General features: G+C 67.1%; 14 protein-coding genes. 5 read left to right on the forward strand and 9 right to left on the reverse strand.

All coding sequences use genetic code 11. The features are described 5' to 3' along the window. The first annotated feature begins 112 nt into the window (after positions 1-112). Positions 113-1,093, forward strand: a complete 981-nt coding sequence (locus tag ACFE6Z_RS14110) for an ester cyclase (protein WP_375386330.1) — start codon at positions 113-115, stop codon at positions 1,091-1,093. Here the strand turns inward: ACFE6Z_RS14110 and ACFE6Z_RS14115 are convergent. From ACFE6Z_RS14115 to ACFE6Z_RS14140, 6 genes are all read right to left on the reverse strand, one after another. Further along, the gene (locus ACFE6Z_RS14115) at positions 1,087-2,043 is read right to left on the reverse strand and encodes an ROK family protein (RefSeq protein WP_375386331.1); all 957 of its coding nucleotides are present in this window, start codon (positions 2,041-2,043) and stop codon (positions 1,087-1,089) included. The genes ACFE6Z_RS14110 and ACFE6Z_RS14115 overlap by 7 nt on opposite strands. After that, positions 2,040-2,972 (reverse strand): carbohydrate ABC transporter permease, encoded by a 933-nt coding sequence (locus ACFE6Z_RS14120; protein WP_375386332.1) that lies wholly within the window; start codon positions 2,970-2,972, stop codon positions 2,040-2,042. Before ACFE6Z_RS14120 ends, ACFE6Z_RS14115 begins: the two co-directional genes overlap by 4 nt. Then, positions 2,969-3,859 (reverse strand): carbohydrate ABC transporter permease, encoded by an 891-nt coding sequence (locus ACFE6Z_RS14125; protein ID WP_375386333.1) that lies wholly within the window; start codon positions 3,857-3,859, stop codon positions 2,969-2,971. The genes ACFE6Z_RS14120 and ACFE6Z_RS14125 overlap by 4 nt, the downstream gene beginning before the upstream one ends. Positions 3,860-3,936: 77 nt before the next feature. After that, positions 3,937-5,217: an ABC transporter substrate-binding protein gene (locus ACFE6Z_RS14130; RefSeq protein WP_375386334.1), complete on the reverse strand. Its 1,281-nt coding sequence runs from the start codon at positions 5,215-5,217 to the stop codon at positions 3,937-3,939. 109 nt (positions 5,218-5,326) lie between these two features. Continuing rightward, the gene (locus tag ACFE6Z_RS14135; RefSeq protein WP_375386335.1) at positions 5,327-6,325 is read right to left on the reverse strand and encodes a LacI family DNA-binding transcriptional regulator; all 999 of its coding nucleotides are present in this window, start codon (positions 6,323-6,325) and stop codon (positions 5,327-5,329) included. A gap of 221 nt (positions 6,326-6,546) precedes the next feature. Further along, complete coding sequence (locus ACFE6Z_RS14140) at positions 6,547-7,440, reverse strand: formylglycine-generating enzyme family protein (protein WP_375386357.1); 894 nt, start codon at positions 7,438-7,440, stop codon at positions 6,547-6,549. Between the two features lie 141 nt (positions 7,441-7,581). On the opposite strand from ACFE6Z_RS14140, the gene ACFE6Z_RS14145 reads away from it, so the two are divergent. After that, the gene (locus ACFE6Z_RS14145; protein ID WP_375386336.1) at positions 7,582-8,436 is read left to right on the forward strand and encodes an HAD family hydrolase; all 855 of its coding nucleotides are present in this window, start codon (positions 7,582-7,584) and stop codon (positions 8,434-8,436) included. Positions 8,437-8,442: 6 nt separating this feature from the next. Here the strand turns inward: ACFE6Z_RS14145 and ACFE6Z_RS14150 are convergent, their stop codons facing one another. After that, complete coding sequence (locus ACFE6Z_RS14150) at positions 8,443-8,586, reverse strand: hypothetical protein (RefSeq protein ID WP_375386337.1); 144 nt, start codon at positions 8,584-8,586, stop codon at positions 8,443-8,445. Between the two features lie 39 nt (positions 8,587-8,625). After that, a complete protein-coding gene (locus tag ACFE6Z_RS14155; RefSeq protein ID WP_375386338.1) occupies positions 8,626-9,081 on the reverse strand; it encodes an SRPBCC family protein in 456 nt (151 codons plus the stop codon). Positions 9,082-9,200: 119 nt separating this feature from the next. Here ACFE6Z_RS14155 and ACFE6Z_RS14160 point away from each other — a divergent pair, with 119 nt between their 5' ends. After that, complete coding sequence (locus ACFE6Z_RS14160) at positions 9,201-10,427, forward strand: NAD(P)/FAD-dependent oxidoreductase (protein ID WP_375386339.1); 1,227 nt, start codon at positions 9,201-9,203, stop codon at positions 10,425-10,427. An 8-nt stretch (positions 10,428-10,435) separates the two neighbouring features. Here the strand turns inward: ACFE6Z_RS14160 and ACFE6Z_RS14165 are convergent, their stop codons facing one another. Further along, entirely contained in the window at positions 10,436-11,113 is a 678-nt protein-coding gene (locus ACFE6Z_RS14165) for a histidine phosphatase family protein (protein ID WP_375386340.1), read from the reverse strand. 267 nt (positions 11,114-11,380) lie between these two features. Between ACFE6Z_RS14165 and ACFE6Z_RS14170 the strand changes: the two genes are divergently transcribed. Both ACFE6Z_RS14170 and ACFE6Z_RS14175 read left to right on the forward strand, forming a co-directional pair. Then, positions 11,381-12,394 carry a pyridoxal-phosphate dependent enzyme gene (locus ACFE6Z_RS14170; protein WP_375386341.1) on the forward strand — a complete coding sequence of 338 codons (1,014 nt, stop codon included), beginning with the start codon at positions 11,381-11,383 and terminating at the stop codon, positions 12,392-12,394. Further along, positions 12,391-13,548: a cystathionine gamma-synthase gene (locus ACFE6Z_RS14175; RefSeq protein WP_375386342.1), complete on the forward strand. Its 1,158-nt coding sequence runs from the start codon at positions 12,391-12,393 to the stop codon at positions 13,546-13,548. The genes ACFE6Z_RS14170 and ACFE6Z_RS14175 overlap by 4 nt, the downstream gene beginning before the upstream one ends. Positions 13,549-13,653: the final 105 nt, after the last annotated feature.

A 13,653-nucleotide genomic window follows, 5' to 3' on the forward strand; every position in this document is an offset into this window, starting at 1 on the left:
GGCGAGCGATCGGCTTGTCGCCTGCGATGCATACGCATACAATGTGGGGGAATCCGCCCGCACCGTCCGACGTCGTGCACCACTGCGCCACGCGAATCACAAGGAGCACAGAGTGCCGCTCGACCCCGTCGCCTTTCACCCTTACACAGATCCCGATGACTTCATCCGCGAGGTCACCGACTTGATCTGGGTGGATCGCTCGATCGCGTACATCCGCGAGAACTACGAACCCGATTCGATCGTGCACGGCGGCTACGGCTCGCTGTCTGCGCGCCAAGAGGTCATCGAAGGCACGCTCATGCGCATCTCGACGGCACCGGATGCGACCGCGCAGTCCGAGGACATCATCTGGGAGGCGCGCGGAGATGACGCGTTCTTGAGTTCTCATCTCGTGATCGTCGGCAACCTGCTGACCACGCAGCACAGCCGCACGATCGCGAACTGCCTGTATCGCCGGGGAGTCATGGTCGAGGAATGGGTGGTGCGGGACACGCTCGCCGACGCGCTGCAGAGCGGCGAAGATCTGGACGAGCTCGCCGCCGCGCAGGCCTTCCGCGGCTACGGCCCGTCATGGACGAACCCGGCCCCGGCCGATCCGATCGTCGTGGGCGATTCGGGACCGCGGCCCGACGAGCACCGCGCCGAGGTCGAGTCGGTCATCGATCTGATCCAGACGGTATGGAACGACCGTGATCTGCAGAAGGTCGAGCGGTTCTTCAACCGCGACCTCGTGTTGCAGACCGTGGGCAACCGCACGATAATCCGCCCCGAGGGGTACCGTCGCGCGCTGCTGCGGTTCTTGGAATCCTTCCCCGGCGGCCAGTTCTCGATTCGCGACATCCAGTCGAACTATGACGTGCGCTACGCGGGGGCGCGGGTGGCCGTGACCTGGAAGTTCACGGGCGACTACACCGGCATCGCGAACTACGGCCCGCTGACCGGCAAGCCTGTCGACCTGCTGGGCATCTCGCAGTTCACATTCCACCGGGGCGCGATGGTGAAAGAAGTACGGCTGTGGGACGACATCGCCCTGCGGGCGCAGATTGCCGGGATGAGAGACGACGAGCACCTTAAGCCGACGAACATCTATTGACGTGCCGGCGTCTCCGGGTGCCGGTGCGTCGATGACGCGATGCCACCCGGTCCGACGATGAGCGCGGCCGCGCCGATGAGCGGACCCTCGTCGCCGAGCGCGCTGGTCACCACCCGAGTCGCCCGGCTGTAGGGGAGCGCGGCGTGTTCGCGCAGCGCCTCGGCGACGAGGTCGACATAGTCGAGAGAGGCGCGCGAGAAGCCGCCCCCGATCGCCACCAGGTCGAGGTCGAACAGCGTCGACGCATCTGCCAGCGCTCGTCCGACTGCGGTGGCCGATCGCTCGATCGCTGCGCGCGCGGTCTCGTCGCCGGCCAGGGCATCGCGAGCCAGATCCTCTCCGGAGGTGCCGAGCCAGCCCTGGCCGTTCGCCCATGCGACGCTCGCGGGACCTGAAGCGATCTCCTCGAGGGTGAGCCCCTGGCCGAGGTGGATCTGGCCGAGGTGCCCCGCATTGCCCGATGCACCGGAGAACGGAGCGCCGTCCAGCACGAAGCCGCCCCCGACGCCGGTGGACACCACGATCGACAGCGAGGCCCGCGCGCCGCGAGCGGCCCCGACCCACGACTCGGCGAGGGCGAGGCACCCCCCATCGTGCCGAAGCCGCGTGGTGAGATCCTGTTGACCGTGTTCGCGGGCGACCGAGGCGACGAGCTCGGCGAGCGGCAACGCCGCGAGCGAGGGCATGTTCACCGGAGATATGGTTCCCGCGGACAGATCGACCGGGCCGGCGGAGCCGATGCCGATGCCCGCGATCGAGCCACCGCTCGGGAGGGCGGCGAGGGTCGCCGCCATGGCTTGCTGGAGAGCATCATGCAGGTCGGCGGGACCGGTCCGAACCCCGGTCGCTCGACGAGCGCGGCTGCCGGCGACGACTCGTCCCGTCTGGTCTACGAGTGCCGACTCGAGCTTCGTGCCACCGAGATCGACCGCGAGGGCTAGCGCGCTCACGACTTGACGGACCCACTCATGAGCCCTCCGATGAAGTAGCGGCCCAGCACGATGTAGACGATCAGCGTGGGCACGGAGGCGATGAGTGCAGCGGCCATCGCGGCGCCGTAGTTGGCGAGCTGCGCGCCCTGCGCCAGATTGTTCAGTGCGAGTGAGACGGGGCCTTCGCGCGTGTTGGAGAGGAACATCGCGAAGAGGAAGTCGTTCCACGCCGAGGTGAATTGCCAGATGATCGTCACGACGAAGCCGGGCAGCGACAACGGCAGAACCACCGATGCGTAGGTGCGCAGCATCCCGGCGCCGTCCACGCGTGAAGCCTCCATCAACTCGTTGGGGATGCCGACGTAGTAGTTGCGGAAGATCAGCGTGCAGATCGGAAGACCGTAGATGATGTGGACGATCAGGAGTGTGGAGATGTTGCTCGGCAGTCCGAGCGACGTCTTTATCTGCACCAGCGGGGTCATGATCGCCTGGTACGGGATGAACATGCCGAACAGGATGAACGTGAACACCAGGTCGGCGTAGGGGAAGCGCCAGCGCGAGAGCACGAATCCGTTCATCGATCCCAGCAGGGATGAGATCAGGGCCGCCGGGATGGCCAGCAGGAACGTGCGTCCGAGGGCAGCCGACAGGGCAGTCCACGCGACGCTCCAGTTGTCCAAGCCCGTCGGGCCGCCGGGGAGTGCCGGCTCCCAGGGCCACCGCACCGGGAGGCCCCACGAGGTCGCCGGGTTCACATCGGACGGCGGCTTGAGGCTGGTGACGACCAGAACGTACACCGGCATCAGCACGATGACGATGAAGAAGACGAGCAGCGCGTACTTGAGTGTCCGACCGATGCGCCGCCGTGCTTTGCCGGTGCCGGGAATGGCCGAGGCGGCGACAGCCAGATCGGCCTTCTGCGGCTCGAGACCAGTGGAGATGGTCATCGGCTGTTCCTTTCGGCACGAGAGGTGTGGATCAGGTAGGGGATGATCACGATGCAGACGAGTACGAGAAGAACCGTCGCAATGGTGGCGGACTTCGCGTAGTCGTTCGAGGTCAAGGTAACCCACATGTAGGTCGCCGGCACTTCTGTGGGATAGATCGCGCCGGTGATCGCCATGATCAGGTCGAAGACCTTCAGCGACATGTGCCCGACGATGATGAGGGCGGAGAGGGCGACGGGGCTCAGCTGGGGGAAGATTACGTAGCGGTAGAGCTTCCACTCGCTGGCGCCATCCATGCGGGCAGCCTCGCGCAGCTCTTCCGGGATGCCGCGGAACCCGGACAGGAACAGCGCCATCACGTACCCGGACAGCTGCCAGATCGCCGGCATGGCGATGGCTGCCATTCCCCAGACGGGGGTGCTCCACCAGCTGTTCTGCAGAAAGCCGAGCCCGAGGTTGTCGAAGATCCGATTCAGGCCGGAGGCGCGATCACCCTCCGCGGCGTTGAGCAGCCAGCGCCACACCACCCCGGAGGCGACGAATGAGACGGCCATCGGGAACAGGTAGACGGAGCGGAACACCCCTTCTGCGCTGACACCTTTGTCGAGCAGCCACGCCCAGATGAAGCCGAAGACCATGGTGCCGGCGATGAAGCAGACCGTGAAGACACCCAGGTTGACCAGGGAATGCAGGAATCGTGGCTCGGTGAGCAGCTCGACGTAGTTCTGCAATCCGACGAACTCGGTCGCGGGGCGAAGGTCGTAGCGGTTGGACATCGAGACCGACGTGTTGATGCCGATCAAAACGTAGACGAAGATGCCGATCAGGACGACCGTAGGGGAGATGAGGAGAAGCGGTGGTCCCCAGTTTCTGATGCCCCGTCGCATTCTGCATTCCTTTCCGTCATGGGATGGCGGCGGTCGCCATGAAGACGACCGCCGCCGTGGTGGAACCGGGCAGGGACTTAGCCGAGCGCCTTGTCGGCAGCGGCCACGAGTGCCGTCTGGAAGGTGGCGACGTTCTTGTCGGTCGCGAACTGACCGACCGCGGAGCCGATGTCAGCCGACCAGGAGAGCTTTGCCGCGGCACCGTGCGCGAGCGAGCTCACGATGGTGTCAGTGGCGAAGGACTTCAGCGCCGTCTGCTGGTAGGCGCCGAACGCGGACGTGTCCACGTCGGTGCGCGCGGGGATCGACCCCTTGGCCAGGTTGAAGGCCTCCTGACCATCGACCGAGCTGACCGTGGTCAGCCAGTCCTTGGCGGGCTGCTCGTCCTTCGCCCCCACGGGAAGGGTGAACGAGTCCGCGAGGAAGTCGAACGTGCCGTCGGTGCCGGGCGTGGCCCAGGTCGTGTACTCGTTGCCGTACTTCCAGCCGGCCTGCTGGAAGGCAGCCTCTGCCCAGTCGCCCATCACGTTGTACCCGGCGTTGCCGTCGATCAGGATCTGCGTTGCCGCATCCCATTCGAGACCGCTGTAGTCGCTGTTCGTGAAGCCGAGCAGAGTGGCGTAGTCGTTGATCGCGTCGGTGACCGAGGAGTCATCCCATTTGGTGGACCCATCCCACAGTCCGGTGTAGCCCTTGGCGCCCAGGTCGGCGAGCAGGACGTTCTCGAACAACTGAACCTGGGTCCACTGCGTCCCCAGGGCGAGGGGTGATTCGACGCCCGAGTCCTTCAGCTTCTGCAGGTCGCTGATCCACGCGTCGAGGGTGGCCGGTCCTGCGGTCGGGTCGATCCCCGCCTTCTTGAGCACGGCCGTGTTGACCCATGTCACGTTGGCGCGGTGGATGTTGCTCGGTACCGAGTAGATCTTGCCGTCGAGCGTGAGCTGCTTGATGAGGGATGCGGGGAACACATCCGTCAGCTTGTTGTCGGAGTAGAACGACGTGAGGTCCTGAAGCTGGCCCGCCTCGACGTAGTCGGTGAGTTCGGCACCCGCGTGGGCCTGGAACGAGTCGGGCGGGTCGCCCGCCTCGAGGCGCGAGGCCAGAGTGGCCTTGGCGTTCGTGCCGGCGCCACCGGCGACGGCAGCGTTGATGAACTCGACGTCGGGGTACTGCTCGCCGAACACCTTGACCAGGGCATCGAGGCCGATCTTCTCCGAGCCGGATGCCCACCAGGTGAACACCTCGACCTGGTTCTGGCCACCGCTCGCCGACGAGTCGCCGCCCGAGCCTCCTGCACACCCTGCGAGCACGAGGCCGGCGACCGCCAGGCCCGCGAATGCCGCGACTTTCTTACGCATGTGATCCTCCATTGGAACGCGATAGCCGACGGTGCGTCGAGCTGGAGCTATGAAATCTGAAAACGTTGCCAGACGCAAGCACCGATTCCGATGGAGGCCGTCTCGTGACCTATCCGTGACTCGAGGGCGGTGGGGATTCGCCCGAGCCCCGCTCGATGAGCCGGGTGTCGAGCACTACGCGCCGGCTCGCGCCGGCGAATCCGCCGATGCGGTCGAAGAGCAGCTCCGCCGCGACTTCGCCGATGGATCGCGGATCCTGGGCGATCGTCGTGGTCGGGGGCACCATGAGGGTTGCGAGGTCGAAATCGTCGAAAGCGACGATCGCGGGATGGAAATCGAGGAGACGAAACGCTTCGAGCGTGACTTTCGTCGTGCGGCTGTTGGTCGTGAAGACAGCCGTGGGCGGGTGCGGGAGCTTCTGAAGCTCGACGAGGGCCTCGACGCACGACTCGACGTCGTCTTCGATCATCACCACCAGCGCCGGGTCCCACGCGAGGCCTGCCTCGTGCAGCCCTCTGGCGTACCCGGCCTGCCGCTGTTCGGAGGTGAATCGGCCCGCGACGTGCGCGAGGCAGGCGATGCGGCTGTGTCCCGCCTGCGACAGATGCACCACCGCATCCGCGGCGCCCCGCTGATTATCGACCAGCACGGTGTCGACGGCGTCACGGAAAACGTGCAGTGGCGGGCGGTCCACGAACACCAGCGGCGTGCCGGCATCCAGTTCCCGTTTGAGGAACGAGAGATCGGCTTCTTCCGGTGCGACGATGATGAGCCCGTCCAGGCGGCGGCGCACGACGCGACGGATGACGCGCACGCCCTCCTCCGCCTGGTCTGTCGCCGACGCGACGAGCACGAGCTGGTCGCGCTTCTGCGCGGCGGTTTCGATCGCCCCGACGAGGGTGGAGAAGAAGGGGTCCGAGATCTTGGTCACGATGACTCCGATCGTGGCCGCCGTCCCGGTGCGCAGGGTGTGGGCGAAGTCGTTGCGGCTGTAGTCCAGTTCGCGGACCGCGCGCTCCACGGCGCGCACCTTGGCCTTGGCGACACCGCCCTTGCCCGAGACGACGCGGGACACCGTCGACAGACCGACCCCCGCACGCTCGGCCACATCCTTCATCGTCGGTCGCCCGCGAGCGGGTTCCGTCGACGCACGACTATCACTCGCCATGAGGAGCCTGGGGGTCACAGTTTGGCAACGTTCTCATCAACCGCGTGAGTACGCAGAGTTCGAGCTCGGGCGCTCGGGCGGCGATCATGGGACGAGTCTAGGTCGGGGGTTTGTCCGGCTTCCCATTCCTACTCGGGATCGACCAATCCGGCGGAGGTGCCTCAGCGCGCGCAGCGGAAGCCGATGTGGGTCATCCCGGTGTCTTCGGCTTGAGCGCTGCGCGCAGCCGGCCGAAACCGCAGACAGTACTCCGGTGAGCAGAGGTGCGAGCCACCCTTGAGCGTCCGGCGGGCGGTCGCCGTGCCCGGCTCGATGCTCGCGGATGCCAGCAGGTTCGTGCGCTGTCCCGCGTCGGGAGCCGCGGCGCCCGGCGTGCTGTGCCGGGGCTGGTAGTAGTCGGTGGTCCATTCCCAGGTGTTGCCGGTCATGTCGTACAGCCCGTACCCATTCGGCCGGAAGGTGCCGACGGGTGACGTGCCGGCCCAGCCCTGTGCGCCCGTGTTGGAGTAGGGGAACGAGCCCTGCCACGAGTTGGCCATGAGCTGGCCGCCCGGATGGGCATCGTCGCCCCAGGCGAATCGTGCACCGACGAGTCCTCCTCGCGCGGCCCACTCCCATTCGGCCTCGGTCGGCAGACGTTTCGCGGCCCAGGCGGCGTAGGAGGACGCATCCTCGAACGACACATGCACGACGGGATGATCGAGCCGCCCGTCGATCGACGACCCGGGTCCTTCGGGCTCGCGCCAGCGGGCGCCGGGCTGCCAGCGCCACCACTGGCGCCAATCCCGAAGATCGACCGGCCCGCTCGTCGGGGTGAACACCATCGACCCGGGGACGAGGTCTGCCGGGTCGGCGCCGGGGAACTCCGCCGGGTCGAGTGCCCGCTCCGCCACGGTCACGTAACCGGTCGCCGTCACGAAATCGGCGAACTCCTCGTTCGTGACCGCGCGCGTCTCGATCTCGAAGGCCGCGACGTCGCGCTCGTGCACAGGGCCTTCGTCGCTGTAGAACTCGGTGGAGCCCATCAGCAGCGTTCCACCGGGGATCGCGATCATCTCGGACACATCATTACGCTAGCCGCGCTCAGCGAGCCATGGCGATCCGTGCGCGCGATCATCCGTTGTGGGGGATGACTATGCGGATGGTGCGGAGCAGTGTGGCTGTGGCGGACGCAGTCCGCGGAGTGTCGATTCCGGATGAGAGGGCGCGAGTATGGCGAACGAGATGTGCTGCCGGGTTGGAACGAAGGTCGTGCCAAGACGGCGGTGCTCGGCACCCTGTGGTCGGAGCAGCCGCTCGCACCGCAGTTCGACTTCGTGTTCCGGCGCTGGGGCGAGGAAGTGAAAGCCGATCCGAGCCTCGCGGGAACCCAGCCATTCAAGGCGCTGGTCGAGCGCGACATGAGCTTCTTCGCCGGAGTGGGAACCCAGGACCCCGAGACGATCAACACCCTGCTCGCTGCGTTCAGCCGGTCCTGGGCCGGGGCGAGCCCGGAGGACTTCGATGCAGAAGTGCGGGTCTGGTTGCAGACGGTCAAGCAGCCCAAGTTCGGTGTTCCCTACATCGAGCTCGTCTACAAGCCGATGCTCGAGCGGGTCGAATACCTGAAGGCCCACGAGTTCCGCGTGTTCGTCTGCTCCGGCGGTGGTCGCGACTTCATGCGCACGTTCGCGGAGGAGACGTGGGGGATCTACAAGGAGAACGTCACCGGCACGGCCGCCGAGTACCGGTACGTGGACGGGAAGATCGTTCGCGCGGAGGCCGTGCTGGGCGGGCTGGACATCGGAGCCGGAAAGCCGGAGCACATCTTCGCGCACACCGGGCGGCTTCCTGTGTTCGCAGCCGGCAATGCCGACGTCGACATCGAGATGCTCGAGTCGGCCGCGTTCGCCCTGATCGTCAGCCACGACGATGACGACCGAGAGTTCGCGTACACCACGGGGGCGGATGCTGCGTTCACCCGCGCGGAAGAACTCGGCTGGACCGTGGCCAGCGTCAAGAACGACTGGAACACCGTGTACGGCGGATCGGTCGCAGAGCGCGTGAGCTGACCGCGATCAGTCGTTCACGACGGCGTCATCGGCCGCGGCTTTGGCCTGCTCTCCCTCCTCGGGTGACTCTGAGCCGGCGTCCGCCGCCGTGTCTTTCGCTCCGGAGCGATCGTCGTCGGCGTCGTGATCGCCGTGGGTCTGCGTGCTCATCTGCGGTTCTCTTGTCGGAATCGGTCGGGGGAACGGATGCTACGCCTCGACGTCGCCGCGCCACGCACCCGCGGCGGCACCCTGGGATTCGATGAACTCCTTGAAGTTCTTCAGGTCCTTCTTCACCGCGTGCGAACCCGCGCCCACGAGCGAGCCGACCGTCTCGAGGAAGCCTTCAGGCTTCCAGTCGAGCTGCACGGTCACGCGGCTAGAGGTATCCGTCAGCTTGTGGAACGTGACGACCCCGGCGTGATCCGTCTCGCCGCCGGTGCTGTTCCAGGCCACGCGCTCGTCCGGGTGCTGCTCGGTGATCTCGGCGTCGAACTCGCGCTCGAATCCGCCCACCTTGACCTTCCAGTGCGTGTGGGTGTCGTCGAGCTGCGTGATGGATTCGACCTCGTCGAGGAACTTCGGGAAGCTCTCGAACTGCGTCCACTGGTTGTAGGCGGTGGACACGGGGACGTCGACGTCGATGGTCTCGATGATCTGCGACACGGTAAGTGCTCCTTCTGGCTGAGTGGATGCTTCCATTCAGCCCCATCGAAGCGGGAATGGAGTGGGGTTGACCGCGACGCGCATCGGCCTCATGATGACCAGCGTCGGAAGGCGGCACAGTGGACCACGCGGACATCCGGGGCGGCTCGGCCGATGCCCATCACCAGATCGTCGTGGTGGGCGGCGGGAACGCCGGCCTGTCGGTGGCCGGTCGGCTGCGGCGGATGGGAATCACCGACATCGCTGTGATCGAGCCGCGCGACACCCATCTGTACAAGCCGCTGTTCTCGCACATCGCCGGCGGGACGGCGCGCGCGAGTGCGGCGGTGCGTGCGCAGGGTTCGGTCACGCCCCGCGGCGTGCAGTGGATTCAGGATGCTGTCGCCACGATCGATCCGGACGGCTCCTGCGTGGTCCTCGCCTCGGGGGCGCGTGTCACCTACGACCACATCATCGTGTGCCCCGGCATCCAGAAGAACTGGGACGCGATACCGGGGCTGCGCGCCGCGATGGACTCACCGCACGGCGCGTCCAACTACGAGTTCGACCTCGCGCAGAAGGCATCGGCACTATTGCGGGACTTCACGCGAGGCACCGTGGTGTTCAGCCAGCCCGCGGGGCCCGCATCGTGCGCGGGCGCTGCGCAGAAGCCGATGTACCTGGCGTGCGACTACTGGCGCCGCACCGGAGTCCTCGGCGACATCTCGGTCGTGCTCCTCGTGCCGGATGACACGGTCTTCGGGATCGCGGAGATCGACCGGGAGCTGGATCGCAAGATCGACGAGTACGGCATCCAACTGCGCACCCGTACGCAGATCCTCGAGATCGACCCCGTCGAGAAGGTACTCACTCTCGGAGGGGCGGAGGGCACAGCATCCGATCGCCTTCCGTACGATCTGCTGCTCGTGGAGCCGCCCCAATCCGCGCCCGACTGGATCAGCTCCAGTGCGCTCCCGAGCGCGGAGACGGACGGCTTCATCGCCGTCGACCCGCGGACGCTGCGTCACCCTCGCTACCCACACGTCTGGGCGCTGGGTGATGCGGCTGCCACGACGAACTCGAAGTCGGGCGGCGCCCTCAGGAAGCAGACCCTCACGGTCGCGAAGAACCTTGTGGCGGTGCTGAACGGGCGGAAGCCGACCCAGAGTTACGACGGGTATTCGGTCTGCCCGTTCACGGTCTCGCGCCACACGGTGGTCTTCGCGGAGTTCGACGACCACTACGCGCTGAAACCGACCGTGCCGTTCTGGCCGGGCCTCGCCCGCGAGCGCCGCCTCACCTGGGTGTTCGACCGCTACGTGCTGCCGTGGGTGTACTGGCACATGATCCTGCAGGGGCGCGCGTAGAGCGCCTGTCAGTCTCGCGCGACGCGGGCCTGTGGTCCGATGTCTTCGCCCGCAGGGCCGGACACCGCCGATTCGACCGCCTTGCCGCCGATCGCCTCGCCCATGAAGCTCTCCACGATCCACCCGCCTTCGTCGTCGCCCACGACGATCACGACGCCGGTGTTGTGCAGCTGGTTGTGCACGATGAAATCGGGGGGCAGGTTGGTGGCGCGCAGCGAGCACCACGCGCGGATCGCCGCGCCGTGGCTGATGATGACGGCCGTCTTGCCGGCATCCGCGGCCTCTGCGACCACACCGTCGTACCGGGCGAGGAATTCGGTGCCCGTCTCGCCGCCGGGCATGCGCAGCTCGAGATCGCCGGTGGTCCAGCCGTAGACCGTGGTCAGATAGCGCTGGACGGATGCCTCGTCGGTGCGCCCTTCGAGGTCGCCGGCCGAGACCTCGCGCAGGCCGTCGCGTTCGATCGTCTCGAGTTCCAGCAAGGCGGCGAGGAAGGCCGCGGTCAGCTGGGTCCGCACCATCGTCGAGACGTAGATCGCTTCGATCTTCTCGCTGCTCAGCGCTTCGGGCAGCGCTGCCGCCTGCCGGAGGCCGAGCGCGGTGAGCCCGGGACCGGGCACTCGGGTGTCCAGAATGCCTTTGACGTTGGCGGGTGTCTGTCCGTGACGGACGAAGATGAGACGCACGAACTCTCTCAGACGTTGTGTCGATGACCCCGAGCACGTCGTGGGTTCGGGGCCCGGTCGCGGCGCGCGATCGTTTCGGATGCCGAGCTTAGACGTGCGACCTGAATGGCCCGGGCGCAGGTTGCTCCGTCGCCGGCTTCGGGTTACCGTTGAGGGGTGCACCTGACCTGTCGTTGTTGTCGCTGAGCGCTTCGCGCTTCCTCGACGCATACCGACAGCATCCGCGCCTCTGAGTTCGCGGCAGAAGAATCAGGACACACCACTACCGTGCGCTATGCATCCCACATCGCCGACCTCGTCGGCAACACCCCGCTCGTACGGCTGGGCTCCGTCACCCGCGGCATCGAGGCGACCGTGCTCGCCAAGGTCGAATACTTCAACCCGGGCAGTTCCGCCAAGGATCGCATCGCGAGGAACATCGTGGATGCTGCGGAGCGCGACGGTCTGCTGAGACCCGGCGGCACGATCGTCGAGCCGACGAGCGGCAACACGGGAGTCGGGCTCGCCCTGGTCGCGCTGCAACGCGGTTACCGGATGGTCTTCGTCGTGCCCGACAAATTCGCCGGCGAGAAGGTCGCGGTGCTCGAGGCGTACGGAGCGGAGGTCGTGACCACGCCGACCAACGTTCCGCCCGAAGACCCGCAGTCGTACTACAGCGTGTCGGACCGGCTGGCGCACGAGATCCCGGGCGCATTCAAACCGAACCAGTTCGCAAACCCCCACGGTCCGCGCGCGCACTACGAGAGCACCGGACCCGAGATCTGGCGCGACACCGACGGCCGCGTCACGCACTTCGTCGCCGGCATCGGCACGGGCGGCACGATCTCGGGCGCATCGAAATACCTCAAGGAAGCGTCCGACGGCGCCGTCACGGTGGTCGGCGCCGACCCCGAGGGCTCGATCTACAGCGGCGGCCCGCTGCACGGCTATCTCGTCGAGGGCGTGGGCGAGGACTTCCTCCCGTCGACGTTCGACCCCTCGGTCGTCGACCGCTACGAGAGGGTCAACGACGCCGAATCGTTCGAGATGACCCGGCGCCTCGCGCGCGAAGAAGGACTGCTGGTCGGCGGTTCGTCGGGCCTCGCCGTCGTCGCCGCGCTCCGCACCGCGCGTGATCTGCCCGCGAGCGCAGTGGTGGTCGTGCTGCTTCCCGATCACGGCCGCGGGTATCTCTCGAAGCTCTATGACGACGACTGGATGCGGAGCAACGGCTTCGACATCGAGCCCGGGGCCGCCGCTCCAGGCCAACCACCCTCGAACACTCCAGGAGTGACCGCATGACCGCCCAGAACGCCGCTCGTGGATTCGCCAGTCTCGCCGTGCATGCCGGACAGGAGTTCGACCCGACGACGGGCGCCGTCATCCCGCCCGTTCATTTCTCCACGACGTATGCCCAAGACGGCATAGGCGGCCTCCGTGGCGGTTATGAGTACGGTCGCAGCGCCAATCCGACGCGCACTGCGCTGCAGCGACAGCTCGCCGCGATCGAAGGTGCGGCGCACGGCTTCTCGTTCTCGTCGGGTCTGGCAGCAGAAGACACGCTGCTGCGCGCGGTCCTGCGCCCGGGCGACGAGGTATTGCTCGGCAGCGACGTCTACGGCGGCACGCACCGGCTGATCTCGCGGGTGCTGGCCCCGTGGGGCGTCGGCCTGAGGGTTGTCGACATGAGCGACCTGGCCGCGGTCGCCGCCGCACTCGAGGAGCGCCCGGCACGGATCGTCTGGGTCGAGACGCCGTCCAATCCGCTGCTGCGCATCACCGACATCGCCGGTCTCGCCGCCCTCGGCCACGCCGCGGGCGCGCTCGTGGTGGTCGACAACACGTTCGCCTCGCCCGCGCTGCAGCAGCCCCTCTCGCTCGGCGCGGATGTCGTCGTGCACTCCACGACCAAGTACATCGGCGGGCACTCCGACGTCGTGGGCGGCGCACTCGTCCTGAACGACGACGCGCTCGCCGCAGATGTCGGGTTCCTGCAGTTCGGCGTCGGGGCGGTCTCCGGCCCGCTGGATGCGTGGCTCACGACCCGCGGCATCAAGACGCTCGATCTCAGGATGCAGCGGCACAGCCAGAACGCGGCTGCCGTCGCTGCGCTGCTCGACGGCCACGACCGCGTCGCGCGCGTCTACTACCCCGGGCTGCCCAGCCACCCGGGCCACGAACTCGCGGCCCGTCAGATGTCGGCGTTCGGCGGGATCGTCTCGCTCGAGCTCGAGTCGGCCGCGGCCGCCCGGCGGTTCGCCGAATCCACGCAGCTGTTCCAGCTCGCCGAGTCGCTCGGCGGCGTGGAGTCGCTCGTGAACTACCCGGACGCCATGACGCATGCCTCGGTCCGCGGGACCGAAGCCGCGGTGCCCGAAGAGGTCGTCCGGCTCTCGGTCGGCATCGAGACCGTCGACGATCTGCTCGCCGACATCGAGCAGGCGCTGCGGGTCTGAGCCCGGCGAACGCGTCACGAGTCGCGCACTCCGGTCGCCTGAGCTGCGTATCAGGCCGCCAGGCCGATCGCTCTGAGGGGTGACGCCTCACGCGTCATCACCCCA

This window comes from uncultured Microbacterium sp. (assembly GCF_964244775.1).
Taxonomy (GTDB): domain Bacteria; phylum Actinomycetota; class Actinomycetes; order Actinomycetales; family Microbacteriaceae; genus Microbacterium.